This is a genomic window from Nocardioides terrigena (assembly GCF_003047265.1).
GTDB lineage: Bacteria > Actinomycetota > Actinomycetes > Propionibacteriales > Nocardioidaceae > Nocardioides > Nocardioides terrigena.
Genome location: NZ_PZYY01000006.1, coordinates 167,156 through 190,855 on the forward strand (window position 1 = coordinate 167,156; position 23,700 = coordinate 190,855).

The window sequence follows — 23,700 nt, forward strand, 5'->3', positions numbered from 1 at the left end:
TTCAACGCGCCCCGGCAGGCAGGACTCCAGTGTGGCCGTCCGGGCCGTACGCCGCGAGGAACTCGTCCCGGAACGCGTCCATCCGCCACACCGGGGCATCCGCGTCCGGCCGGAGCCCCTCGCCCCAGCCCCAGCCGTCGACGGCCGCCAGCACGGCGGGGTCGCGGGCGAGCACCGCGACCGGCACGTCGAACCCGGCGTCCGGTCCCGAGACGATGGTGGCCGGCTGGTGGTCCCCGAGCATCACGACGACCGTGTCCTCGTCGCCGTGGGTCAGCACGAACGACACGAGCGCCTCGAGCGAGTACGCGACCGCCCCGGCGTACGCCGCCCGCACCCGGTCCGGGTCGGGCCAGATGTCGGCCTCCGACTCCAGCGTGCGGGGCATGCCCTTGAAGACCGAGCCGTCGCCGACCTCGGACGGGGGCACCATCCGCGGGACCTTCGACCACGGGGCGTGGCTGGTGATCAGGTCGATCTCGGCCATCACCGGTCGTCGGTCGGCGGGCGCCAGCTCGAGGCGGTGGAAGGCGTCGAGGGTGTACTGGTCGGGCATGTTCGGGTAGCCGAACCGCGGACCGCGGTAGCCGACGTTGCGCGAGTCGTAGAGGTGGTCGAAGCCGTAGAAGGCGCCCTGCGGCCAGTCCCGGGTGTTGGCCGGGACCGAGGCCACCGTCCGCCAGCCCGCCCGCGCGAAGAGGCGGGTCAGCGTCAGGCGCGAGCTCGTCACCAGCAGGTCGTAGCGCTGCTGGCTGTCGACCCACAGCCCGGTCTGGAGGGTCGCGTGCGCCAGCCAGCTCCCCGCACCGAAGGTCGGGGAGGTGAGGAACGCGCTGCGAGCCGCGAAGTCGGCCCGCTCGAGCCGCCGGGTGCCCGCGTCGAGCACGTCCACCACCTCCGGTGAGATGTCGGGGTCCTCCAGCGCGACCCGGCCCAGGCTCTCGACGAACACGACGAGCACGTCCTTGCCGCGCAGCCCGGTGAGCAGGTCGGCGGCCGGCACGTCGCGCGCCGGGTCGGCCTCGGCGGCTCGCCCGAACTCGCGCCGGTCCCGGAGGACCGACGGGACCCGGCTCACCTGGTCGTAGACGTAGGCGGAGGCCCGGTGGGAGGCCACCGGTCCCGAGCCCGTGCGCGCGTCCAGCACGCCGAGCACCAGCCAGACGGCGGCGAGGCCCGCGATCGCCTGCAGCGCGCCGCGTCGGTGCCGCTCGGCGGCGTGGGTGACCCGCAGCACCGCGAGCGGCGGCAGCACGACCAGGGCGAGGAGGAGGGCCGCCGCCGCCACGAGCAGGCCCTCGCCCCAGGCGCCACCGGCCGAGCCCCGGACCGTCTCGACCAGCGACCCGGCGTACTGCCAGTCGATCATCGGGTCGAAGGGCCGGTTCAGCACCTGGAAGAACCCGATGTCCAGCAGCGTCGACACGGCGACCAGGGCGAGCAGGACGCACGCGGTGGCGACCAGCACGGTCCGCAGCCGGTGCATCGCGGGGGGCAGCAGGAGCACGACCGCCAGGAACACGATGGCCTCCGCCGGCAGCCGCACGAACGACGTCCGCTCGACGTCCTCGAGCCGGTTCGGGACCGCCAGGACCGCCACGACCAGGGCCGCCGCCAGCCCGGTCACCAGCACCCCCACCGTGGCGGAGGCGGCCCTCGACCACCACGACACAGGACGGGACACGACAGGGCGTTGAACCAGGGGCACGGCCACTCCGTTCAAGGTCACGCAGGGAGGTTCACGTCGTGCAACGAGGACGGCGACGCTCCGGTTCACCCGGGGCGGGCCGAGGGAGCGGACGCGAGGTGGTCGCATGGGTGGTCGCACGGGCGGTGAGGCGCTGGCCTTCTGGGTGACGGAGCCGGGCGCGGGCGAGATCCGGCGGAGCACGCTGCCCCGGCGGCGGCCCGACGAGGTCACCGTGCGGACCCTCCGGTCGGGGGTGAGCCGGGGGACCGAGAGCCTGGTCTTCGCCGGCCGGGTGCCACTCAGCCAGCACGACGCCATGCGCGCCCCCTTCCAGGACGGCGACTTCCCCGGCCCGGTGAAGTACGGCTACCTCAACGTGGGCGTCGTGGAGGACGGTCCGTCCCGGCTCCTCGGGCGCACGGTGTTCTGCCTGCACCCGCACCAGACGGCGTACGTCGTCCCGGCCACCGCGGTCACGGTGGTGCCGGACGACGTGCCCGTGGCCCGGGCCGTCCTCGCGGGGGTGGTCGAGACCGCGGTCAACGCGCTGTGGGACGCCGGACCCCTGGTCGGCGACCGGGTGGCGGTGGTGGGCGCCGGTGCCGTCGGCTGCAGCGTGGCCCGGCTGCTGGCGCGCATCCCCGGCGTCACGGTGACGCTGGTCGACGTCGACCCGGGCCGGGCACCCGTGGCCACCGCCCTCGGCGCGGACTTCGCCCTTCCCGACCGCGCCGAGGGTGGTCGCGACCTGGTCTTCCACACCAGCGCGACGTCGGCGGGCCTGCAGGCCTCGCTGGAGCTGCTGGCCGCGGAGGGCACGGTCATCGAGCTCAGCTGGTACGGCGACGCCGCCACGTCGGTCTCCCTCGGCGGCGCCTTCCACTCGGGGCGCCTCTCCGTCCGGGCCAGCCAGGTGGGCACGGTGTCGCCTGCCCGGCGGACGCGTCGTACGACGGGCGACCGGCTGGCACTCGCCCTCGAGCTCCTCCGCGACCCGGCCTTCGACTGCCTGCTCACCGGGGAGTCGTCCTTCGAGACGCTGCCCGACGTGATGCCCCGCCTCGTGTCCCGCACGCTGCCGGCGCTGTGCCACGCGGTCACCTACGACACCGTGGAGGTCCCGTGTTCGGCGTGACCGTCCGCGACCACATGATGGTGGCGCACAGCCTGGCGGGCGAGGTCTTCGGGCCGGCCCAGCAGCTGCACGGCGCCACCTTCGTCGTCGATGCGACGCTGCGCGGCGAGCACCTCGACGACGACGGGATCCTCGTCGACATCGGCCGGGCGACCGAGCTGCTGCGCTCCGTCGTGGGGGAGCTGTCCTACCGCAACCTCGACGAGGAGCCGGCGTTCGCCGGCGCCAACACGACCACCGAGGTGCTGGCCCGGCACGTCGCGGACCGGCTCGCCGCCGGCATCCGGGCCGGGGCGCTCGGCCCGGCGGTCCCGGTCACCGGCCTGGTCGTGACCCTGCACGAGTCCCACGTCGCGTGGGCGAGCTACGAGCGGTCGCTGTGACGTCGGGCGAGGTGGTGCACGTGCTGGTCCCCGAGGGGATCCACGACCCGCTGCGCCCCAGCGGAGGCAACACCTACGACCGGCGCCTGGTCGAGGAGCTGGAGGCGACCGGGTGGACGGTGCGCCTCGTCGAGCTCGCCGGGGCCTGGCCCGACGACGGAGAGGCGGAGCGGGAGACGCTGGAGCGGGAGCTGGGTGCCCTGCCCGACGGGTCGGTCGCGCTCGTCGACGGCCTCGTCGCGTCGGCCCTCGGGACGGTCGTGGTGCCCGCGTGCCACCGGCTGCGCGTCGTCGTGCTGATGCACATGCCGCTGGGGCTCGACGCCGCGGGCGGGCTGCACCCGGAGGAGGGTGCCCTGGTGCGCGCCGCCGCCGCGGTCGTCACGCCGAGCGCGTGGGCGAGGTCCTGGCTGCTGGCGACCTACGGCCTGGACCCCGGCCTCGTCCACGTCGCCCGTCCCGGGGTGGACCCGGTGCCCCGCGTCGACGGCACGGAGGCCGGCGGTGCCCTGCTCTGCGTCGGCGCGGTCACGCCGGACAAGGGCCAGGCCGTGCTCGTCGCGGCGCTGTCGCGCGTCGCCGACCTCCCGTGGCGGTGCACGTGCGTCGGCTCCCTGGCCGTGTCGCCGGGGTACGCCGACCGGGTGCGGCGCGACGCCCGGCACCACCGCCTCGACGAGCGGTTCGTGCTGACAGGGGCGCTCGTCGGGGACGACCTCGCGAGCCGCTGGGCGGCCGCGGACGTGCTCGTGCTGCCCAGCCGGAAGGAGACCTACGGCATGGTCGTCACCGAGGCCCTCTCCCGAGGCATCCCGGTGATCGCCTCCGACGTGGGCGGCGTGCCGGAGGCGCTCGGTGCCGCGCCCGGCGGGGCACAGCCCGGCCTCCTGGTCCCGCCCGGTGACATCCCGCCCCTCGCCGCGGCGCTGCGGCTCTGGCTCTGCGACGCGGACCGGCGCGCCGGCCTCCGCCAGGCCGCGCGCGAGCGGCGTACGGGCCTCGCGTCGTGGGCGGACACCGCGGACCGCGTCGGGCGTGTGCTCCGGGAGGTGGCGGCATGACGACCCCGACCTGGTCCCGACTGCCGTGGCGCTCCCTCGGGGGCGTGGTGGTCCTGGTGGCCGTCGTGCGGCAGACCGGCAGCGGTCCCTTCGTGGCCGGGGTCCGGGCCCTCGACGCCACGACGCTGGCCTGGGGCGCCGTGCTGGCCCTCGTCATCACCGTCGCCGGTGCCTGGCGGTGGCACCTCGTCGCGCGGGGGCTGGGCGTGGGTATCGGGGTGCCCGCGGCGGTGGCGTCCTGCTACCGGGCCCAGTTCCTCAACACGGTCCTGCCCGGCGGGATCCTCGGCGACGTGCACCGGGGCGTCCTGCACGGTCGGGCCGTCGGCGCGACCGGCCCCGCGCTGCGCGCCGTCGCATGGGAGCGCACCGCGGGGCAGGTGGTCCAGCTCGTCCTCGCGGTGGTGGTCCTGCTCGTGCTCCCGTCACCGCTGCAGGGCGTGGTCCCGGTGGTCGCCGTGCCCGCGTTCGCCCTCCTGCTGGCGGTCGCGCTGGTGGCGCGACGACCGCGGGACCCGCGCCCGTCCCGGACCGGTCGGCTGCTGGCCGCCGTCCACGACGACGTCCGGTGCGGTCTCCTCGTACGCCGGGCGTGGCCCGGCGTGGTGGTCGCCTCGTGCGTGGCGACGGCCGGCCACGTGGCAACCTTCGTCGTCGCCGCGCGGGCCGTCGGCGTCACCCTGCCCCCGGCGGAGCTGCTGCCGCTCGCCGTCCTCGTCCTCGTCGCCGCGGGACTGCCGCTCAACCTCGCCGGCTGGGGACCCCGCGAGGGCATGGCCGCCTGGTCCTTCGCGGCCGCGGGTGCGGGCGCCGCGCAGGGCGTGGCGACGGCCGTCGCGTACGGCGCGCTGGTGCTGGTGGCCAACCTCCCGGGCCTGGTCGTGCTGCTGGCCACGCGGGAGCTGGCCGCCGGACCATCCCGACCCGTGCCGGTGGTGTCCCGTGGCTGAGCGTCCGTACACGATCCTCAGCTGCAGCGTCTCGCTGGACGGCTACCTCGGCGGCGCCACCCCGGAGCGGCTGGTGCTCTCCAACGAGGCCGACCTCCACCGCGTCGACCACGTCCGGGCCGGGTGCGACGCGATCATGGTCGGTGCCGCGACGGTGCGTGCGGACAACCCCCGGCTGCTGGTGCGCGACCCCCGGCTGCGCCTCCAGCGCCGCAGCCTCGGCCTGGAGGAGACACCGACCAAGGTGACCGTCACCGAGCACGCCCGGCTCGACGCCTGCAGCAACTTCTTCGCCGCCGGCGACGGCGAGAAGATCGTCTACTGCGCGAGCCGCTCGGTGCCCGCCGCACGTCGTCGGCTGGCCGCGGTGGCCACCGTCGTGGACGGCGGTGAGCCGGTGGAGGTGCCGCGACTGACCGAGGACCTCTACGCACGCGGCGTACGACGCCTCATGGTCGAGGGCGGGGGGCGGGTCCACACCCAGTTCCTCACCACCGGGATCGCCGACGAGCTGCACCTGGTCGTCGCCCCCTTCTTCGTCGGCAGCTCGCACGCCCGCCGCTTCGTCGGGGACGGCGACTTCCCGTGGAACCCCGCGCACCGGGCCCGGCTGGTCGAGACGTGCCAGATCGGGGACGTCGTCCTGCTGCGCTACGCCCTCTCCGCACGGTTCGAGGGGCCGTCGTGACGGGCGCCGTCGGGCCCCGTCGACCGGTCCCGGCCCTGGTCCGCCGGGAGGTGCCGCTGCCGGTCCGGCTGCGGGACGGGTCGAGCGTCGAGGCGCGGCTCTTCACCTTCGACGGGCTCCACGACGGACGCGAGCACGTGGCCCTGGCCCTGGGGCCGCCCGCCCCGGAGGTGCCGCTGGTCCGGGTGCACAGCGAGTGCCTGACGGGCGACGTGCTGGGCAGCGAGCGGTGCGACTGCGGGCCGCAGCTGCAGGAGGCGGTGGACCGGATCAGCCGCGTCGGGGGCTTCCTGCTCTACCTGCGCCAGGAGGGGCGTGGGATCGGGCTCTACAACAAGGTGGACGCCTACGCCCTGCAGGACGCCGGACTGGACACCTACGAGGCCAACGTCGCCCTCGGCTACGGGGAGGACGACCGTGACTACACGGTGGCCGCCCAGATGCTGCTCGGCCTGGGCGCGGACCGGGTCGACCTCCTCTCCAACAACCCCGACAAGGCCGACCAGCTCCGCGCCGCCGGCATCGGCGTCGCGAGGCGCGTCCCGACGGGGCTGCACCTGTCACCGGTCAACGCGGACTACCTGGCGGCCAAGGCCGGCCGCGGCGGTCACCGGCTGTTCCTCCCCGGCGGCAGCACCCTCACCCCAAGAGGGTGATCCCCGGAGACCGCCGCGGTGCCATGGTGACGAGACAGCGCCGGGAGAGGAGAACCGCCATGGCCACCACCCCCACCCCACCGAAGACCACCCGAGGTCCGGAAGAGGACGAGGACCCGAGGTTCTGGAGCGGCATGATCGCCTTCGCCGCGTTCATGTTCCTCCTGGTCGGCGGCTTCCACTTCCTCGGCGGCTTCGTCGCCCTGCTAGAGGACGACCAGTACCTCGTGGGGGAGTCGGACCTGCTCTTCCAGACCAACTACCGGCTGTGGGGATTCGCCCACATGGCCCTCGCGGTCGCGATGTGGTTCACGGGGTACGGATTGTTCTTCCGGCGTACGTGGGCGCGCATCGTCGCCGTCGTGGTGGCCATCGTGAGCGCGTTGACCAACCTCGTCTTCCTGTCCGCCAACCCGTGGTGGTTCTCGCTGATGATCATCCTCGACGTCCTCGTGATCTACGCCGTCACGGTCCACGGTGACCCGGAGGACGGGTACTAGGCGTCAGGACCACCACGAGGACGCCCGTGACCAGGTAGATCACCTGCAGCGGGTGGAACGCCCTGATGGAGGCGAGCTCGCCGACGATCCAGTAGGCCATGACGGTCCCGGCCACGATGCTGGCGAGCGGCCAGCCGTCGCTGTCCTTCACCTGGGCGATCGCGGCGATGAGCGAGCTGCCGCCGACGACCGCCATCAGGATCACGCCGGGAAGGTAGTTGCTGGGGAAGTCGGTGGCCCGGACCCATTCCGGCTGCTCGGGGATCCAGGTGGTCATCAGGGCGATGCCGCCGATCGTGGCGCTGAGCGCGTTGAACACCAGCAGCCCGAGCAGGACCCTGTGCCTGCCGTCCGTCCTTGCCCACATGACGTCCTCCTGTCCCTTCGACGCTAGGACGCCCGCGGGGTCCCCGACAGGGCCGAAGGGCACTGGTGCGGGGGGAGGGGCCGCGCGAAGACTGGGGGCGCGCGCCCGTCGTACGACCGAGGAGACCCCATGGAGCGACTCACCCCCCTCGCCACCGCCTTCCTGGACGCGGAGGACGTGGACCCCCGGGCCTCGCTCGCCATCGGTTCGTTGGCCGTCTTCGAGGGGCCGGCGCCGCCGTTCGAGGAGTTCGTCGAGCTCATCGCCGGCCGCCTCGTCCTGATCCCGCGCTACCGCCAGAAGCTGCGCACGGTCCCGCTCGGCCTGGCGGCACCGGCGTGGGTCGACGACCCCGACTTCGACATCCGCTGGCACATCCGCAACACGGCGCTGCCCCAGCCCGGCGGCCCGCAGGAGATCGGCCGCCTGATGAGCAGGGTCATGTCGCGCCGGATGAACCGCGACCGCCCGCTGTGGGAGTACTGGTTCTGCGAGGGTCTCCCCGACGGCCGGTGGGCCCTGCTGTCCAAGCTGCACCACAGCGTGGTCGACGGCGTCTCCGGCACGGACCTCTACCAGCTGGTGCTCGATCCCACCCGGACGCCGCGACCGCCCGTGCCCGACACCTGGGTGCCCGCGCCCGAGCCGTCGACCCTGTCCGTCACGGCGCAGGCGGCCTGGGAGCTGGCGACCTCGCCGCTTCCGGCCGTGCGCGCGGTGGCCGGCTCGCTCGCCGACCCACGCCGCCTGGCCCGCCTCACGGCCGAGACGGCGCGGGGGCTGCTGTCCATGTCGTCCGCGTTGCGCCCGGTCCGGAGCACGTCGTTGACGGGTCCGCTCGAGGGCAGCCGTCGGTACACGTGGACGGACATCTCGCTGGCCGACGTGCGCATCGTGCGGGCGGCGTACGGCGTGACGGTCAACGACGTGGCCCTGGCCGCGGTGACCGGTGGCTTCCGGCAGCTGCTGCTGTCGCGTGGCGAGGAGCCCGACGCGCACGCGCTGCGCTCCCTGGTCCCGGTCTCGACCCGCGAGCCCGGGGCCGAGTCGATCCCCGACAACCGGGTCTCGCTGATGCTGCCCTACCTCCCCGTGGACCTCGCCGACCCCCACGAGCGGCTGCAGGCCGTGCGCGAGCGGGTGCGCGGCCTGCGGGCCCGGCACGAGCCCGAGGCCGGGGGGAGCGTCACGACGGTCGCGGAGTACGGCCCGTTCCCGCCCGTGTCGTGGGGGATCCGCCTCGGCATGCGGCTGCCGCAGCGCCAGGTCGCGACGGTGACGACCAACGTGCCCGGTCCCCGCAGCACGCTGTACGCGCTGGGGCGCGAGGTCCAGGAGATGCTGCCCTACGTCCCGATCGCGGACCGGGTGCGCATCGGCGTGGCCATGTTCTCCTACCGGGACACCCTGACCTTCGGGATCACCGGTGACTACGACACGACGCCCGACCTGAACGTGCTCGCCGACGGCATCGCGGCGTCCATGGCGGAGCTGCTGGCCGTCGCCCGGGAGGCGGGCTGACACGCTCTCCCGTTCACGACTGGTCGACGGCGTCCTTCGCGTCGCGCTCGAGGGCCTCGACGTCCGCCTGGAGCTCCTTCTTCTCCAGCGTCTCCGAGCGCTGCATGGACTCCTCGATCCGCGACTCCATGTCCATCACGCCCACGACGACCAGGCCGGCCTCGCCCTTGTCGAGCGACTCGCCGAGCTCCTTCAGGTCGTCACGGCTCATCCCGGCCGCGGCGTGGCCGGCCACGGCGCCCAGGATCGCGCCGCCGGCGGTCGTGGCCGCGAGCAGGCCGCCACCGATCGCGGCGAACGGGAACAGGGCGACGACGAGGCCCGTGGCGAGCCCGGTGCCACCGCCCAGGACGCCGCCGACCCGGGTCGGGGTCTCGTGCTTGCGGGTGATCTTGACCTTGCCGTCCTCACGACGGTGGATGACCGCGGCGTCGTAGGCATCCATCAGCCCTGCGCTGTTGTGCAGGGCCTTCACCAGGTCGTAGTCGGCCTCCGCGGAGTCGAGGTCCGGGTAGACCCCGGCGAAGACGATGAGGGTGTCGAGTGCCATGTGGGTGACCTCCAGGTGGGTGGAGGCCCACGGTGGCACCGCGCTCGTGGAGGGCGCCTCATCCGCTCCGGGTGAGACGCGTCCCCACGTCCGAGGGGGTTCCAGAGGGTCCCCTTACCTCCACGAGGGACGGGAGTCGGGACCTTCGGCCCTTCAGGGTCCCCGGGCCCGTCCCTAGCCTCGGCAGCGCAACCCCAGCGATGCCATCCGCACCGAGGAGCAGACGTTGAAGCAGCGACCGATCGCACCGTCCGTCACCCGAGTCGACCGGTGGCGCTACCGGTCCGCCGTCCACGCCGCCCGGGTGCTGAACTCGATGGGCCGGCCCGACGCCGTCGTCGACCGGCCCACCGTCGGGGACCGGCCCCGACCTCGGTTCGAGGCCGGTCGTCCCAGCACGTCCTGAGTGACCGACCCGCCGGGTGACCGGCGGGCCGGCCGGGCTCAGGCCAGTGCCTTGGCCTTGAGGGCTGCGAACTCCCTCTCGTCGATCGTCCCGGCGTCCAGCAGGGCCTTCGCGCTCGCGATCTGGTCGGGCGCCGCCTGCGTGCCCGAGACCGACCTGATGTAGCTGGCCTGCTCGTCCATCTGCTTCTGCACGGCCGCCGCCTGGCGGTCCTGCATGCTGCGGCCCCGGGCGATCAGGTAGATCAGGGCGCCCAGCCAGGGCAGGAAGACGAGCACGATGGCCCATCCGGCCTTGGCCCAGCCGCTGAGCGTGGTGTCGCCGAACATGTCGAAGAGGCAGCGGAACCACACCATGATGGCGCCGAACCAGATGAAGAACCAGAAGCTCCAGAGGAGGACTTCTCCGAAGTCCGAAGTGATCGAGTCCATGTCAGTCCTTGAGTCGTGACGGCAGGATGCCTGGTTCCAGGCCCGTCGCGCCCAGCCTGCCCGTCCCGGAGGACCTCCACATCCCACGTTTCGGATGACCCTGCGCCGTCCGGAGCGGTGCACGGACTGTCATGCTGGGCCGGTGACGTACGCACCGGGGCGACTGCTCGTGCTGCTGGTCGGGTGTGTGGTGCTCGGTGCCGGTGTCGCCCTCTTCCTCACCGCGGACCTGGGCTCGGACGGCTACTCCACCCTCGTCAACGGCATCGCCCTGGCCACCGGGCTGGCCTTCTGGGTCGCCAACCTGCTGGTCGGGGTCACGCTGGTCGCCCTGGCCGCCGTACGACGGGTGTTCCCCGGCGTCGGCACCGTCGTCCAGGTGGTCGTCGTGGGCGTCACCGTGTCGCTGCTCGTCGACGTGCTCGACACCCCGGACGGCCTGGGCCCCCGGTTGCTCCTGCTGGCCGGGGCGTTCCCGGTGCTCGCCGTGGGGATCGCGGTCTACCTCGGCAGCCACACCGGGGCCGGCCCCGCCGAGGCCGCCGCGCTCGCCTGGGACCCGCCCGTGCCGTTCCGGTGGAGCTACAGCGCCGTGCAGGGCGGGGGAGCGCTCATCGGCTGGCTGCTCGGCGCGACCGTCGGCGTCGGCACGGTCGCGGTCATCCTGCTGCTCGGACCGGGGGTCGACCTGGCCAGCCGGTTGCTCCACCTCGACGTGCACCAGGGCGAGCCGGCTGGTCAGGGTCCCGGCACGCGAGCATCATGACGGCATGACCAGGTACGGCGGGCAGTACGGCCCCGACATCACCTTCCTCGGCGTCGCCCCCTGCGACCTGGACGACGAGGCGTCGTACGCCGGTGCCGACGTGGTGGTCGTCGGTGCGCCCTTCGACGGCGGCACCTCCCACCGGCCCGGCACCCGCTTCGGTCCCCAGGCGATCCGGATGACCGACTACCTCGCCTACGACGGGTCCCGTCCGTCGCTCGCGCTGCGGACCGACGGGCTGAGGGACCTGAAGGTCCTCGACGCCGGCGACGTGGAGATGCCGCCCGGCGACATCGAGAAGGCCCTCGGGGTGCTCGAGGCGGCCGTGGAGAAGGTCACCCGCGCCGGCGCCATCCCGGTCGTGCTCGGCGGCGACCACTCGATCGCCTTCCCCGACGCCAAGGGTGTCGCCAACGTGCTGGGCCACGGACGGGTCTCGATGATCCACTTCGACGCGCACGCCGACACCGGTGACATCGAGTTCGGCTCGCTGTGGGGGCACGGCCAGCCGATGCGCCGGCTGATCGAGTCGGGCGCGCTGCGCGGCGACCGGTTCCTCCAGGTCGGGCTGCGCGGCTACTGGCCGGGGCCGGAGACCCTGGGCTGGATGGCCGGGCAGCGGATGCGGTCCTACGAGATGACCGAGATCGTCCACCGCGGGCTGTCCGACGTCCTGACCGAGGCGTTCACGATCGCGACCGACGAGTGCGACGGCGTCTTCCTGTCGGTCGACATCGACGTCTGCGACCCCGGGCACGCGCCCGGCACGGGCACCCCGGAGCCCGGCGGCCTGACGGCGCGCGAGCTGCTCGACTCCGTACGCCGCATCTGCCTCGAGCTGCCGGTCGTCGGGATCGACGTGGTCGAGGTCAGCCCGCCCTACGACCACGCCGACATCACGGCGGCGCTCGCCAACCGGGTCGTGCTCGAGGCGCTCTCGGCGATCGCGCGGCGGCGCCGCGACGAGCGCGACGGGACCACGTGGGACCCGGCCCAGCCGCTGCTCGACGGCCGCTGAGCTACGACTGGAGGCGACGCGCCAGATAGGTCGCCGTGACCCCGACGCCGGCCGCCGCCACGTCGTGCGGGGTGCCGGTGGCGACGACCTGCCCACCGGCGTCGCCGCCGCCGGGGCCGAGGTCGACGACCCAGTCGGCGGTGGCGATGGTGTCCAGGTCGTGCTCGACCAGGACGACCGTGTTGCCCGCGTCCACCAGCCGGTGCAGCTGGCGCATCAGCAGGTCGGTGTCGGAGGGGTGCAGGCCCGAGGTCGGCTCGTCGAGGAGGTAGAGCGAGTGGCCGCGGTTGGCGCGCTGCAGCTCGGTGGCCAGCTTGATCCGCTGGGCCTCGCCGCCGCTGAGCTCGGTCGCGGGCTGCCCGAGCCGCAGGTAGCCCAGCCCGACCTCGCGCAGGGTCTGCAGGCCGCGGGCGGCCGTCGGCACGTCGGCTAGGAACGTGGCGGCGTCGTCCACCGACATGGCCAGGACGTCGGCGATGGTCCGGTCGCGGTGGGTCACCTCGAGGGTCTCGGCGTTGTAGCGCGCGCCGTGACAGGTCGGGCACGGGGCGTACGTGCTCGGGAGGAACACCAGCTCGACCGAGACGAAGCCCTCGCCCTGGCAGGTCTCGCAGCGCCCCGCAGCGACGTTGAAGGAGAAGCGCCCGGCGTTGTAGCCCCGCTCCCGCGCCTCGGGGGTGGCGGCGTACACCTTGCGGACCGCGTCGAAGAGCCCGGTGTACGTCGCCAGGTTGGACCGGGGCGTGCGGCCGATGGGCCGCTGGTCCACGACGACGAGACGGTCGAAGGAGTCGATGCCCGAGACCTCGCGGACGTCGAGGTCGCCGGTCGCGGCGTCCCGGTCCTCCTCCTCGTCCACGACGTCGACCGGTGGGTGGCCGAGGTGGCGCCGGACGACCTCGGCCAGGACCTGGACGACGAGGCTCGACTTCCCGGAGCCCGAGACGCCGGTGACCGCGGTCAGCGTCCCCAGGGGGAGGTCGACGGACACGTCCTGGAGGTTGTGCCGCGAGACGCCGCCGAGGTGGATCCATCCCGCAGGTGTGCGGGGATCGTGCTGGGACCGCTCGGCCCGACCGAAGAGGTGGGCACTGGTGGGGGACTCCGCGACCTCCTCCAGCCCGGCGATCGGTCCGGAGTAGAGCACCCGGCCGCCGCCCTCGCCCGCGGCGGGCCCGATGTCCACGACCCAGTCGGCACGGCGTACGACGTCCATGTCGTGCTCGACCACGAAGAGCGAGTTGCCCGCGGCCTTGAGCCGGTCGAGCACCTCCAGCAGCGGCTCGGCATCGGCGGGGTGCAGGCCGGCCGAGGGCTCGTCGAGCACGTAGACGACGCCGAAGAGTCCCGAGCGCAGCTGGGTGGCGATCCGCAGGCGCTGCGCCTCGCCGGGCGACAGCGTCGTCGAGCTGCGGCCCAGCGAGAGGTAGCCGAGACCGAGGTCCAGCAGCACCCCGATCCGGGCGACCAGGTCGCCGCTGATGCGTCCGGCGACGTCGTCGCCGTCCTCGGTGACCGACGGGCGGAGCAGGTCGGCGAGCTCGGTGAACGGGAGCGCGTTGGCCTCCGCGATCGAGGCCCCGGCGAAGGTGACCGCGAGGGCCTCGGGGCGCACCCCGCTGCCGTGGCAGGTCGAGCAGGGGGTGCTGCGGACGAACGGCGTCATCCTGGCCCGCATCGCCTCGCTCGGCGACGAGGCCAGCACCTGGCGCACGTGCCGGCGGGCGCTGCGGAAGGTGCCGTGGTAGTCCCGGCCCCCGCCGCCGCCCTTGTCCTGCGGCCGGATCAGGACCGACGGCTGCTCGTCGGTGAAGAGCAGCCACTGCCGGTGCTCGGGCGACAGCTCGCGCCACGGGCGGTCGACGTCGATGCCGAGGTTCTTCACGATCCGGCGCAGGTTGTGTCCCTGCCAGGCGCCCGGCCACGCGGCGATCGCGCCGTCGCGGATGCTCAGCGACGTGTCGGGGACCAGCAGGTCCTCGGCGACGTCGTGCACGACCCCGAGGCCGTGGCACTCGGGACAGGCGCCGGCGGCGGTGTGCGGGGAGAAGGCCTCCGCTGCCAGGTGCTCGGCGCCGGCGGGATAGGTGCCGACGCGCGAGTACAGGATCCGCAGCAGGTTGGAGAGCGTGGTGATGGTGCCGACCGTCGACCGTGAGCTCGCCGCCCCCCGGCGCTGCTGCAGCGCCACCGCGGGCGGCAGGCCGGTGATCTCCTGCACGTGGGGCGCGCCGACCTGGTGGAGCAGGCGACGGGCGTAGGGCGCGACGGACTCGAAGTAGCGACGCTGTGCCTCGGCGTACAACGTGCCGAAGGCGAGGGAGGACTTCCCGGATCCGGAGACCCCGGTGAAGGCGACGATCGCGTCGCGCGGCAGGTCGACGTCGACGTCACGGAGGTTGTGCTCGCGTGCCCCGCGGACGCGCACGAAGCCGTCCCGCTCCCCGATGCTCGGCGCCCCTGTGTCCACCCCCTCTGTCTAGCGGACGCCCTGCCGTGTCGTGCGGGCGGGTCACCGCCGTCCGGCGAGGGGCCGGGGCGGCTGCGGCGCGTGGCCGGTCATGGTCTCGATGAGCTCGGCGGCGATGACGCTGACCTTGCGGTTGGTGGTCTGCGAGGCATGGCGCAGGACCTCGAACGCGTCGTGGGAGGTGATCCTGCGCGTGACCATGAGGATCCCGAGGGCCTGGTCGATCACGGCCCGGGTGGCCAGCGCCTCGCGCAGCTCGTCGTCGAGGACGGTGTGACCGGCGTGGCGCAGCAGGATGGTCAACGCGGTGGCCGCCTGGCCGGCGAACGCCTCGGCCCGGGCGACGTCACGGTCGGTGAAGGCGTGGGGGACGGTGGCGTAGAGGTTGAGGGCGGCCACGGGGTGGCCGTCGATGCTCAGGGGCACGGAGACGACGCTGAGGATGCCGTGGGACACGGCGTGGCCGGCGTAGTCGCCCCACCTCTCCTCGAGCGACATGTCGGGCACGTCGACGCGGACCCCGCGGGCGATGGCCTCCAGGCACGGTCCGTGCCCGCGGGTGTACTGGACCTCGTCCATCCGCGTCGCCACGTCGTCGCTGCTGACCACGGTGGCGACCTGTCCGGCGCGGTGCAGCGTGATGCCGCAGTGCGTGGCGGGCACGATGGCGGCGGCCAGCACCGCCAGCTGGTGCATGAAGTCGGTGACGTCGGGGCTGTCGAGGACCAGGTTGAGCAGCTCGACGCAGGCCGCCGAGGGAGGGAGCGGTTGCTGGTCCACTGGCTGGTTCCCGCCTGCGCCGTCGTCCGGATCGTGGCCGCGTGTGCAGAAGGCGATGCCGCGCGGTGGTGCCGACACACTCGTGACCCTCAGTGCCTCCACGCTACGCCCTCGCCGGGGTCGGACAACTAGGGACTTTGGTCCTCTTCCTGCCCGGCAGGACGGCTGCTAACTTCGACCCCGGGTGTGGATAGGCGCCCGTTCGGTCGGACACCGAGAGCCCGCGGGGGAGGGTGTCCACGCCGAGCACCGCTCCGTGAGATGACCGGAGTTGATCATGCCCACGGCTCACGCAGCCAGCAGTCGACACCGGTCGCCGACGCGGCTCGGTGCGCCTTCATCACCCAGTGCCGCCGGCGTGAGTCCCCCCGCAGGGGGAGGGGACTCGCGCCGGCGGGACCGCGTCGTGGTCGGCGTCGCCGCCGGTCGGGACGCCGAGGTCGCCGTCTCGTACGCCGCTCGCGAGGCGGCCGCGCGCGGCACCTCGCTGGAGCTGGTCCACGTCCTCCGTCCCGGCACGCCGCGGCCGGCCGGGACGCTGGAGGAGGCCGAGGTGGGTGTCCTGCACCGGGCCCGGCAGGTCGCGGCCGCGGAGGCTCCGCTCGTGCCGGTGACCTCGACCCTGCTCGGCGGTCCGCCTGCCGAGTCCCTGGTGGCGCACGCGGAGTCCGCCGGGCTGCTGGTGGTCGGCGCCTCGGCGACGGCCCCCACCGACCGGTGGCGACCGGAGTCGCTGTCGACGGTGGTCGCGGCCGGAGCCGGGTGTCCGGTGGCGGTGGTGCCGCCGGATGCGGGGCACACGGTGATCCGCCGGGTGGTGGTCGGGCTCAGGTGGCCGCCCCACGAGGACGAGGCACTGCTGGAGGAGGGCTTCGCGGCGGCCGAGCGGTGGCACTGCGACCTCGAGGTGGTGCACGCCGGTCGCGCGCAGGGGTCCCGCCGCGACCCACCGACCCCGCGGGGACACGACCCGGGCTGGGTGCCCGGGCTGACGGCACTCGTCGAGGAGCACCTGGTCGTGCCCCGTCGGCGGCACCCTGAGGTCCACGTGCGTGTCGACGTGGTGCGGTCGTCCCCTGCCGAGGCACTGATGGACAGCGTCGGGCCGGGCACCGTGCTCATGGTGTCGCGCACCTCGGACGGCACTCCCGGCCCGGCCCTCGGTCCCACCTCGCGGGGGGTCCTGCACCTGGCGCGGTGTGCCGTGGAGCTGGTGCCCGTCCGCCGCATGCACGGTCCCCGCTGACCCCGGGGGGAAGGATCCGGCGCCGGGGCTGGTTGGGTGAGCCATGCGCATCTTCTTCACCGGAGGCAGCGGCAAGGCCGGCAAGCACGTCGCCCCCTTCCTCGCAGCCCAGGGCCACCAGGTCACCAACGCCGACCTCGTCCCGCTGGGGCACCCCGACGTGGCCGACCTGCGGGTCGACCTCACCGACGCGGGGGAGACATACTCGGCGCTGGCCGGGCTGGCGACCTTCGACGAGCTCGACCTGCCGGAGAAGCCGTCGTACGACGCGGTCGTGCACTTCGCGGCGGTGCCCGCGATCCTGCGCGAGGCGGACTCGGCGACGTACGCGACCAACGTCCTCAGCACCTACCACGTGCTCGAGGCGGCCACCCGGCTCGGCATCCCCAAGGTCGTCTTCGCCTCCTCGGAGACGACCTACGGGATCTGCTTCGCCCAGGGGGAGCGGCGCCCGCTCTACCTGCCGGTCGACGAGGAGCACCCGACCGTCCCGGAGGACTCCTACGCGATGTCCAAGGTCGCGGGCGAGGTGACGGCGCGGTCCTTCCACGCCCGCACCGGCGCCGACATCTACGGCCTGCGGATCAACAACGTCATCGAGCCGCACGAGTACGCCGACATGTTCCCGGCGTTCCTCGACGACCCGGCGCTGCGGCGTCGCAACGTCTTCGCCTACATCGACACCCGGGACCTGTCGCAGATGGTGCAACGGTGCCTGGAGACCGACGGGCTGGGCTACGAGGTCTTCAACGTCGCCAACGCCGACATGTCGGTGGCCGCGACGACCGAGGAGATCCGCGCGCGCTTCTACGACGGGGTGGAGCTGCGCCGGGAGATGAGCCGCGACGAGACTTTCTACTCCATCGACAAGGCGCGCGAGCTCGTCGGCTTCGTGCCGGAGCACTCCTGGCGCGACGTCCTGCCGGACCCCGCCGCCTCCTAGGGACCCGCCCGGGTCACGGGGCGGAGGGGAGCTCCAGCTCGCTGATGCGGGCCCGGAGGCTCTGCTCGGCCAGGCGCCACAGGGTGGCCGAGTGGGCGTGGTGGTGGTGCCGGCCGGTCCCGGGCCGCGCACTGTCCCGGGACGTCTCCTGCAGCTGCGCGCGGACCGCGAAGTCGTCGGCCGCGGCCCTCAGCGAGTCGATGGCCACGGCCCGCCAGTCGACGGTCACCTCTGTCATGGCGCGATGTTTCCCGATGAATGGCCGGGTGGGGCGCCCACGGCGCGAACCTGCTCAATTTTGAGGGAGGCCGTACGGGTCCCGGGAGACGCTGGAGAGCGGGACGATCTGGCGCCCGAGGGGGAGCAGCGACAGCGGGATCATCTTCCAGCAGGCGATGCCGAAGGGGATCCCGATGATCGTGATCATGAGCAGGAGACCCGTGACCAGGTGCAGCAGGGCCAGCTCCCAGCCGAAGAAGATGATCCACACGACGTTGCCGATCACCGACCAGATGCCCGCGTCGCGACGCCAGGTCGTCGTCCGGCCGAACGGCCACAGGACGAAGGCGGCCAGCCGGAAGGACGCGATCCCGAAGGGGATCGTCACGATGAGCACGAAGGCGAGCACCCCGGCGATGGCGTAGCCGATCGCGAGCCAGAACCCCGCGAGCACCAGCCACAGGATGTTGCCGATCGTCTGCACGGTCAGGACCGCCCGGACGGTCGTGGACCCCGGCCGCTGCGCTCGCGCAGGGTGGCGATGGGACGCCGGGGCACCTTCGGCAGCTGGGTCGCGCGCCCGTGCAGGGCGGTGAGCAGCGAGGCCATCGCGCTGTCCTGCTCGGGCGTGCGGTCGAAGGTGGTCAGGTTGAGGACGGGCTTGAACCGCACCCGGGTGACGGCCTTGGCATAGGTGAACTCCTTGAGCCCGTCGGGGCCGTGGATGCGTCCGAAGCCGGAGTCGCCGACGCCGCCGAAGGGCAGACCGGGGACGGCGACGAAGGAGACGACGGAGTTGATCGAGGTCATCCCCGAGCGCAGGCGACGGGCCAGCTCCGGCCCGCGTGCCGCGGAGAACACCGCCGCGCCCAGGCCGTAGCGGGTGGCGTTGGCCAGCTCGACGGCCTCGTCCATGTCCCGCACCCGGCGCACGGTGACGGTCGGCCCGAAGGTCTCCTCGCGGACCGCGGCGGAGTCCTCGGGCACGTCGACGAGCACGGTCGGCTGGATGAACCGGTCGCCCACGGCGTCGGTCCCGCCGACCACGGCCCGGCCTCCCCGGGCCAGCGCGTCCTCGACGTGGCGGCGTACGACGTCGACCTGGCTCGGCATCGTCATCGGCCCGATCTGTGCCTCCGCGTCGGTGCCGGCGTGGATCGTGCCGGCCCGACGGGTCAGCTCCGCGACGAACCGGTCGTGGACCCGGTCGTGCACGTAGACCCGCTCGATGCCGGTGCAGGTCTGGCCGGCGTTGGAGAACGCACCCCAGGCGGCCGCGTCGGCGGCGGCGTCCACGTCGGCGTCGTGGTCGACGAGCATGGCGTCCTTGCCGCCGGCCTCGATGAGCACCGGGGTGAGGTTCTCGGCGCAGGTGGCCATCACCACCTTGGCGGTCCGGGTCGAGCCGGTGAAGGCGAGCTTGTCGATGTCGGCCCGGCACAGCGCCGCGCCGGTCTCGCCGCCGCCGATGACGACCTGCAGGAGGTCGTGGTCCGGCACCACCTCGCGCAGGCTCTCGGCCAGCCAGACGCCGACGCCGGGCGTCAGCTCGCTGGGCTTGAAGACCACGGCGTTGCCGGCGCCGAGGGCGTAGGCGATCGAGCCCATCGGGGTGAAGACCGGGTAGTTCCACGGGCCGATGACCCCGACGACGCCCAGCGGGAGGTACTCCACCGAGGCGGCCTGGTTGGCGAGCAGCAGGCCGGGGGAGACGCGCCGACGACCGAGCACCTTCCGGGCGTGCGAGCCGATCCAGGCGAGGTGGTCGATCGCGAGCCCGATCTCGAGCTGCGCGTCGCCGTGGGGCTTGCCCGTCTCCTGGTGCACGACGTCACCGAGCTGCGCCATCCGGCGGGTCAGGACGCCGCGCCACTGGCCGAGCACCTCCGCGCGGCCGTCGAAGCCGAGGCCGGCCCACCAGTGGCTGGCCTGCCGGGCGCGGGCGACGGCCGCGTCCACGGAGGCGGTGTCGTCGACGGTGTGGATGCCGACGACGTCGCCGGTGGCGGGGTTGATCGACTCGAGCTTGTCCGGGGTCGTCATGTCAGGCCTTTCCGCGCAGGAGGTCGGCGGCGCGCTCGCCGACCATGATCGAGGGGGCGTTGGTGTTGCCGCGCGGGACGACCGGCATCACGCTGGCGTCGGCGACGCGGAGACCCTCGACGCCCCGCACCCGCAGCTCGGGGTCGACGACGGCTCGCTCGTCACCGCCCATCGCACAGGTGCCGACCGGGTGGTAGAGCGTCTGGGTGTGAGCACGCAGGTGGGTCTCGATCTGCGCGTCGGTGGGGTCGTCGCCCCAGCCCTCCATCGTGGGCAGCCCGGGGCCGGTGACGTGCTCGGCCAGCGGCCCGGTGGAGACCGTCTCGAGCAGGCGGCGGACGCCGGCGACCATGGCGTCGAGGTCGGCCTGGTCGTCGTAGTAGCCGGGGTCGATGTCCGGGTGCCAGCGCGGGTCGCGCGACCGCAGGCGGAGGGTGCCGCGGCTCTGCACGCTGACGAGCGTCGGTGCCACGGTGACGTTGCGGCTCGTCGCCTCGTGCAGGCCGTTGTCGTAGAAGCCGCTCGGAGCCACGTGCACCTGCAGGTCGGGGGCCTCGAGGTCGTCGCGGGTGCGCCAGAACCCGCCGCCCTCGCCGATGTTGGAGACGAGCGGGCCGGTGCCGGTCGCCTTCGCCCGGGCGAACTGGACGAGGTTGTTGTGGTCCGCCAGGTCCGTGACGCCGCGGGTGCGGAAGACGAGCGGTGCGGCGGGATGGTCGTGGAGGTTCTGGCCGACCCCGGGGAGGTCGACCAGGACGTCGACGCCGACCTCGCGCAGGTGCGCGCCGGGGCCGATGCCCGACAGCATCAACAGCTGGGGGGAGTTGACCGCGCCCCCCGAGAGGACGACCTCCGCGTCGACGTACGTCGTGTGGGTGGTGGGCCCGTGCTGGTAGGTCACGCCGACGGCGCGGCCGCCCTCGACGACGATCCGCTCGACGAGCGCACCGGTGCGGACGGTGAGGTTGGGCCGGTCCCGGGCGGGGTCGAGGTAGGCGTTCGCGGTCGACCAGCGGCGACCCTTGCGGCAGGTCACCTGGTAGAGCCCGGCGCCCTCCTGCTCCGCGCCGTTGAAGTCGTCGGTGGGCTTGAAGCCCGCGGCCACCGCCGACTCGACCCACGCGGTCGTCAGCGGGTGGGTGTAGCGCCGGTCCTCGACGTGCAGCGGCCCGGCCTGGCCGTGGAACGGCCCGCCCAGGCGGGTGTTGCCCTCCGACCGGACGAAGGCGGGGAGCACGTCGTCGTACCCCCAGCCGGTCGCGCCGTACGCGTCGCGCCAGGCGTCGTAGTCGGCGCGGTGGCCGCGGATGTAGATCATCGCGTTCATCGACGAGCAGCCGCCGAGCGCCTTCATCCGTGGCCAGTAGGCACGACGGCCCTCGAGCTGCTTCTGCTCGCTGGTCGTGTAGTTCCAGTCCCACTTCGTCTTGAAGAGGCTGGGGAAGGCGGCCGGGATGGTGATCTCGTCACCGACCGCCTCGCCGCCCGCCTCGAGCAGCAGCACCGAGGTGCCCGGATCCTCGCTCAGCCTCGCCGCCACGACGGCGCCGGCGCTGCCGGCCCCCACCACGATGTAGTCGAAGCTCTCCCGGTCGCCCACGACATCCTCCTCGCCCAGAGCGGCCCGCGCGGCCCCTCGTTCGCACCCTAGGGAGGGGGACCACCGGCAGCAAGGGTCAGTCGGCACCTTCCGGCAGGTCGGGCAGGACGACGTTGAAGCGCCGCCGCTGGGCACTGATGACGACGTCCTCGGACTCGGCGGTCCCGGTGCGGGGGTCGAGCGCGGTGAGGACGTAGCGCCCCAGCGGCGGGAGGCCCAGCTCGTAGTGGCCCTCGTCGTCGGTCCGGGTCGCCCCCACGGACTCGCCCGAGGCGTCGGTGAGCACGACGAGCGCATCGTCGATCGGCCAGCCGCCGCGGGAGACCACGCCGGCCACCGTGAGCCGCTGGTCGATCTCGAGGAGGGGCGCGGACTCGGGGGAGAGGTGCCGCAGCTCGGAGCGGGCCGCCCACCCCTCGGCCGCGTAGACGACGAGGTACTCCCCGGCACCGGGCAGCACGACCGACCAGCGGCCGTCGTTGTCGGCGCGTGCCCAGTCCGCCTGGCGACCGTTCGGCTCGAGCACCGAGACCACCGCCAGCCGGGCCGCGTGGCCGTCCGTGCGACGCACCCGGCCGCGCACCACGACCTCGGCGCCGGAGTCCGCGCGGCGTACCGAGTCGCCGCGCGCGGGAGCCGGTCGTACGACGGGTCCCGCGGCACGCGCGGCCAGCACGGGCGACAGGCGGGCGGGGATGAGGAAGGCGACCCCGGCGCCGAGGAACGCGGCGACCGCGGCGAGCCAGCTCATCGAGTGCAGGGCGCCCTCGGAGGGGTAGAGCCCGCCGGCGACGGTCCCGGCCGTCAGCACCGCGGCGACGGTCGCCGAGCACGTCGAGGTGCCGATCGAGCGCACGACGGTGTTGAGCCCGTTGGCCGCGGCCGTCTCGCTGATCGGCACCGACTGCATGATCAGCACCGGCATGGCTGCAAAGCTCACCGCGATGCCGACGGAGACCACGGCCACGCCCAGGATGAGCTGCGCGAGGGAGGCGTCGAGCAGCACGCGGACGACGTACCCGAGGCCCGTGATGCCCAGGCCGGCGATCAGGGTGATGCGGGCCCCGAAGCGGCGGGTGATGGAGGCCGACACCGGCGCCATCAGGACCATCAGGATGCCGCCCGGGAGCATGGCCAGCCCGGCCTCGGTCACCCCGAGCCCGAACCCCACGCCGGTCTCGACCGGGATCTGCAGCTGCTGGGTGGCGACGAGCAGGTTGGTGAACATCGCGAAGCCGGCGAGCAGGGACGCGATGTTGGTGAGCAGCACCGGCCGACGCGTCGAGGTGCGCAGGTCCACCAGGGGCTCGCCGGTGCGGAGCTCCCACGGGGCCCACATCGCGAAGACCAGCACGGCGACCACGAAGGACAGGACCGTCCACTGGGAGGTCCAGCCCCAGGCGCCGCCCTTGGAGATGCCGAGCAGGAGGGCGGTCAGGGCGATGGACATGAGGATCGCGCCGAGCCAGTCGAAGCGGCCGGGGGTGCGCACACCCGACTCCGGCACCACCGTCAGGACGAGCACGAGCATCACGACCGACATGACGACGCTGCCCCAGAAGACGGCCTGCCAGCCGAACGCCTCGTAGATCACCCCCGACAGGGGGAGCCCCACGGCGCCGCCGATGCCCAGCGTCGCGCTCATCAGCGCGACGGCGCCGCCGATCCGCTCCGGCGGCAGCTCGTCGCGCATCGTCGAGATGCCGATCGGGATGAGGGCGGGCGCGAAGCCCTGCAGCATCCGGGCCACGATCAGCAGCGCGAGCGTGTCGCTCACCGCTCCGAGCAGGGACCCGAGGAGCAGCGCGACGAGCGACACGACGATCATCCGGCGCTTGCCGTGCATGTCGGCGAGGCGGGACAGGATCGGGGTGGCGACGGCGCTGGTGAGCAGCGTGACCGTCACCAGCCACGCGGCGTTGTCCGGCGTCGTGCCGAGCAGCCGGGGGAAGTCGGTCAGCAGCGGCACGACCAGGGTCTGCATGAGCGAGACCGCGGTGCCGCAGAGGGCGAGCACCAGCACGATCTGTCGGGAGCGCCCCGTCTGCTCGGGCTCCACCGCCGGGGTGGTCGCGGTCGCCGTCACCGGTGGTCCCTCCCGTCGACTCCCATGCCGCGACCCTAGCGGCGGCCGCGGGTGCCCTCGGGCGTCCCTGTGTGTCCTCCGACACAGTCCCGTCCCTGCCTCCGGACGTCACCGCCACGAAACGAGACCGACATGTGGCCGCCGTACGGTCGCCGCAGTGCCGCGGAGAGCGGCGTACGCCTGAGGAGCCT

24 protein-coding genes are annotated in these 23,700 nt (G+C 73.6%); 13 read left to right on the plus strand and 11 right to left on the minus strand.

The annotated features are described in order from the left end of the window. Nucleotide 1: 1 nt before the first annotated feature. Complete coding sequence (locus tag DAE25_RS14555) at nt 2-1,684, minus strand: sulfatase-like hydrolase/transferase (protein ID WP_159083742.1); 1,683 nt, start codon at nt 1,682-1,684, stop codon at nt 2-4. Nucleotides 1,685-1,814: 130 nt separating this feature from the next. Here DAE25_RS14555 and DAE25_RS14560 point away from each other — a divergent pair, with 130 nt between their 5' ends. From DAE25_RS14560 to DAE25_RS14590, 7 genes are read left to right on the plus strand one after another with little or no spacing between them, the layout of a single operon-like run. Further along, the gene (locus DAE25_RS14560) at nt 1,815-2,825 is read left to right on the plus strand and encodes a zinc-dependent alcohol dehydrogenase (protein ID WP_107766883.1); all 1,011 of its coding nucleotides are present in this window, start codon (nt 1,815-1,817) and stop codon (nt 2,823-2,825) included. Further along, the gene (locus DAE25_RS14565; RefSeq protein WP_234411057.1) at nt 2,822-3,208 is read left to right on the plus strand and encodes a 6-pyruvoyl trahydropterin synthase family protein; all 387 of its coding nucleotides are present in this window, start codon (nt 2,822-2,824) and stop codon (nt 3,206-3,208) included. The genes DAE25_RS14560 and DAE25_RS14565 overlap by 4 nt, the downstream gene beginning before the upstream one ends. Next, the gene (locus DAE25_RS14570; protein ID WP_107766885.1) at nt 3,205-4,269 is read left to right on the plus strand and encodes a glycosyltransferase family 4 protein; all 1,065 of its coding nucleotides are present in this window, start codon (nt 3,205-3,207) and stop codon (nt 4,267-4,269) included. Before DAE25_RS14565 ends, DAE25_RS14570 begins: the two co-directional genes overlap by 4 nt. Further along, nucleotides 4,266-5,219 carry a lysylphosphatidylglycerol synthase domain-containing protein gene (locus tag DAE25_RS14575; protein WP_107766886.1) on the plus strand — a complete coding sequence of 318 codons (954 nt, stop codon included), beginning with the start codon at nt 4,266-4,268 and terminating at the stop codon, nt 5,217-5,219. The genes DAE25_RS14570 and DAE25_RS14575 overlap by 4 nt, the downstream gene beginning before the upstream one ends. Beyond that, nucleotides 5,212-5,907, plus strand: coding sequence for a RibD family protein (locus DAE25_RS14580; protein WP_107766887.1), 696 nt, complete (start codon nt 5,212-5,214; stop codon nt 5,905-5,907). The genes DAE25_RS14575 and DAE25_RS14580 overlap by 8 nt, the downstream gene beginning before the upstream one ends. After that, a complete protein-coding gene (locus tag DAE25_RS14585; RefSeq protein ID WP_107766888.1) occupies nt 5,904-6,563 on the plus strand; it encodes a GTP cyclohydrolase II in 660 nt (219 codons plus the stop codon). The genes DAE25_RS14580 and DAE25_RS14585 overlap by 4 nt, the downstream gene beginning before the upstream one ends. 59 nt (nt 6,564-6,622) lie before the next feature. After that, nucleotides 6,623-7,063, plus strand: a complete 441-nt coding sequence (locus DAE25_RS14590) for a DUF7144 family membrane protein (protein ID WP_107766889.1) — start codon at nt 6,623-6,625, stop codon at nt 7,061-7,063. Here the strand turns inward: DAE25_RS14590 and DAE25_RS14595 are convergent. Beyond that, nucleotides 7,029-7,430, minus strand: coding sequence for a hypothetical protein (locus tag DAE25_RS14595; protein WP_107766890.1), 402 nt, complete (start codon nt 7,428-7,430; stop codon nt 7,029-7,031). The genes DAE25_RS14590 and DAE25_RS14595 overlap by 35 nt on opposite strands. 129 nt (nt 7,431-7,559) lie before the next feature. Here DAE25_RS14595 and DAE25_RS14600 point away from each other — a divergent pair, with 129 nt between their 5' ends. Beyond that, nucleotides 7,560-8,951, plus strand: a complete 1,392-nt coding sequence (locus DAE25_RS14600; protein ID WP_107766891.1) for a WS/DGAT/MGAT family O-acyltransferase — start codon at nt 7,560-7,562, stop codon at nt 8,949-8,951. Nucleotides 8,952-8,964: 13 nt separating this feature from the next. Here the strand turns inward: DAE25_RS14600 and DAE25_RS14605 are convergent, their stop codons facing one another. Beyond that, a complete protein-coding gene (locus tag DAE25_RS14605; RefSeq protein WP_107767079.1) occupies nt 8,965-9,501 on the minus strand; it encodes a DUF1269 domain-containing protein in 537 nt (178 codons plus the stop codon). A gap of 226 nt (nt 9,502-9,727) precedes the next feature. Here DAE25_RS14605 and DAE25_RS14610 point away from each other — a divergent pair, with 226 nt between their 5' ends. After that, complete coding sequence (locus DAE25_RS14610; RefSeq protein ID WP_107766892.1) at nt 9,728-9,907, plus strand: hypothetical protein; 180 nt, start codon at nt 9,728-9,730, stop codon at nt 9,905-9,907. Nucleotides 9,908-9,945: 38 nt separating this feature from the next. Here DAE25_RS14610 and DAE25_RS14615 read toward each other — a convergent pair whose 3' ends face one another. Beyond that, the gene (locus tag DAE25_RS14615; protein WP_056889037.1) at nt 9,946-10,338 is read right to left on the minus strand and encodes a PLDc N-terminal domain-containing protein; all 393 of its coding nucleotides are present in this window, start codon (nt 10,336-10,338) and stop codon (nt 9,946-9,948) included. Between the two features lie 142 nt (nt 10,339-10,480). On the opposite strand from DAE25_RS14615, the gene DAE25_RS14620 reads away from it, so the two are divergent. Next, on the plus strand, nt 10,481-11,104 hold the full coding sequence (locus DAE25_RS14620; protein ID WP_107766893.1) for a hypothetical protein: 624 nt from the start codon (nt 10,481-10,483) through the stop codon (nt 11,102-11,104). 4 nt (nt 11,105-11,108) lie between these two features. Beyond that, entirely contained in the window at nt 11,109-12,122 is a 1,014-nt protein-coding gene (gene speB / locus DAE25_RS14625; protein ID WP_107766894.1) for an agmatinase, read from the plus strand. Nucleotide 12,123: 1 nt separating this feature from the next. On the opposite strand, the gene uvrA is transcribed toward speB, so the two are convergent. Beyond that, nucleotides 12,124-14,592, minus strand: a complete 2,469-nt coding sequence (gene uvrA / locus DAE25_RS14630) for an excinuclease ABC subunit UvrA (protein ID WP_234411058.1) — start codon at nt 14,590-14,592, stop codon at nt 12,124-12,126. 42 nt (nt 14,593-14,634) lie between these two features. Beyond that, the gene (locus DAE25_RS14635; protein ID WP_107766895.1) at nt 14,635-15,372 is read right to left on the minus strand and encodes a GAF and ANTAR domain-containing protein; all 738 of its coding nucleotides are present in this window, start codon (nt 15,370-15,372) and stop codon (nt 14,635-14,637) included. 358 nt (nt 15,373-15,730) lie between these two features. Here DAE25_RS14635 and DAE25_RS14640 point away from each other — a divergent pair, with 358 nt between their 5' ends. Both DAE25_RS14640 and DAE25_RS14645 read left to right on the plus strand, forming a co-directional pair. Continuing rightward, the gene (locus tag DAE25_RS14640; RefSeq protein WP_159083743.1) at nt 15,731-16,618 is read left to right on the plus strand and encodes a universal stress protein; all 888 of its coding nucleotides are present in this window, start codon (nt 15,731-15,733) and stop codon (nt 16,616-16,618) included. A gap of 43 nt (nt 16,619-16,661) precedes the next feature. Beyond that, nucleotides 16,662-17,561: an NAD-dependent epimerase/dehydratase family protein gene (locus tag DAE25_RS14645; RefSeq protein ID WP_107766897.1), complete on the plus strand. Its 900-nt coding sequence runs from the start codon at nt 16,662-16,664 to the stop codon at nt 17,559-17,561. Nucleotides 17,562-17,574: 13 nt separating this feature from the next. Here the strand turns inward: DAE25_RS14645 and DAE25_RS14650 are convergent, their stop codons facing one another. The 5 genes from DAE25_RS14650 to DAE25_RS14670 all read right to left on the minus strand — a co-directional run bounded on the left by DAE25_RS14650 (nt 17,575) and on the right by DAE25_RS14670 (nt 23,509). Then, on the minus strand, nt 17,575-17,799 hold the full coding sequence (locus tag DAE25_RS14650; RefSeq protein WP_159083744.1) for a hypothetical protein: 225 nt from the start codon (nt 17,797-17,799) through the stop codon (nt 17,575-17,577). 54 nt (nt 17,800-17,853) lie between these two features. Next, entirely contained in the window at nt 17,854-18,264 is a 411-nt protein-coding gene (locus DAE25_RS14655) for a YccF domain-containing protein (protein WP_107766899.1), read from the minus strand. Between the two features lie 2 nt (nt 18,265-18,266). Further along, nucleotides 18,267-19,823 carry an aldehyde dehydrogenase family protein gene (locus DAE25_RS14660; RefSeq protein WP_107766900.1) on the minus strand — a complete coding sequence of 519 codons (1,557 nt, stop codon included), beginning with the start codon at nt 19,821-19,823 and terminating at the stop codon, nt 18,267-18,269. A 1-nt stretch (nt 19,824) separates the two neighbouring features. Further along, nucleotides 19,825-21,423, minus strand: coding sequence for a GMC family oxidoreductase (locus DAE25_RS14665; protein WP_107766901.1), 1,599 nt, complete (start codon nt 21,421-21,423; stop codon nt 19,825-19,827). Between the two features lie 76 nt (nt 21,424-21,499). Beyond that, the gene (locus DAE25_RS14670) at nt 21,500-23,509 is read right to left on the minus strand and encodes an MFS transporter (RefSeq protein WP_199907604.1); all 2,010 of its coding nucleotides are present in this window, start codon (nt 23,507-23,509) and stop codon (nt 21,500-21,502) included. Between the last annotated feature and the right edge of the window lie 191 nt (nt 23,510-23,700).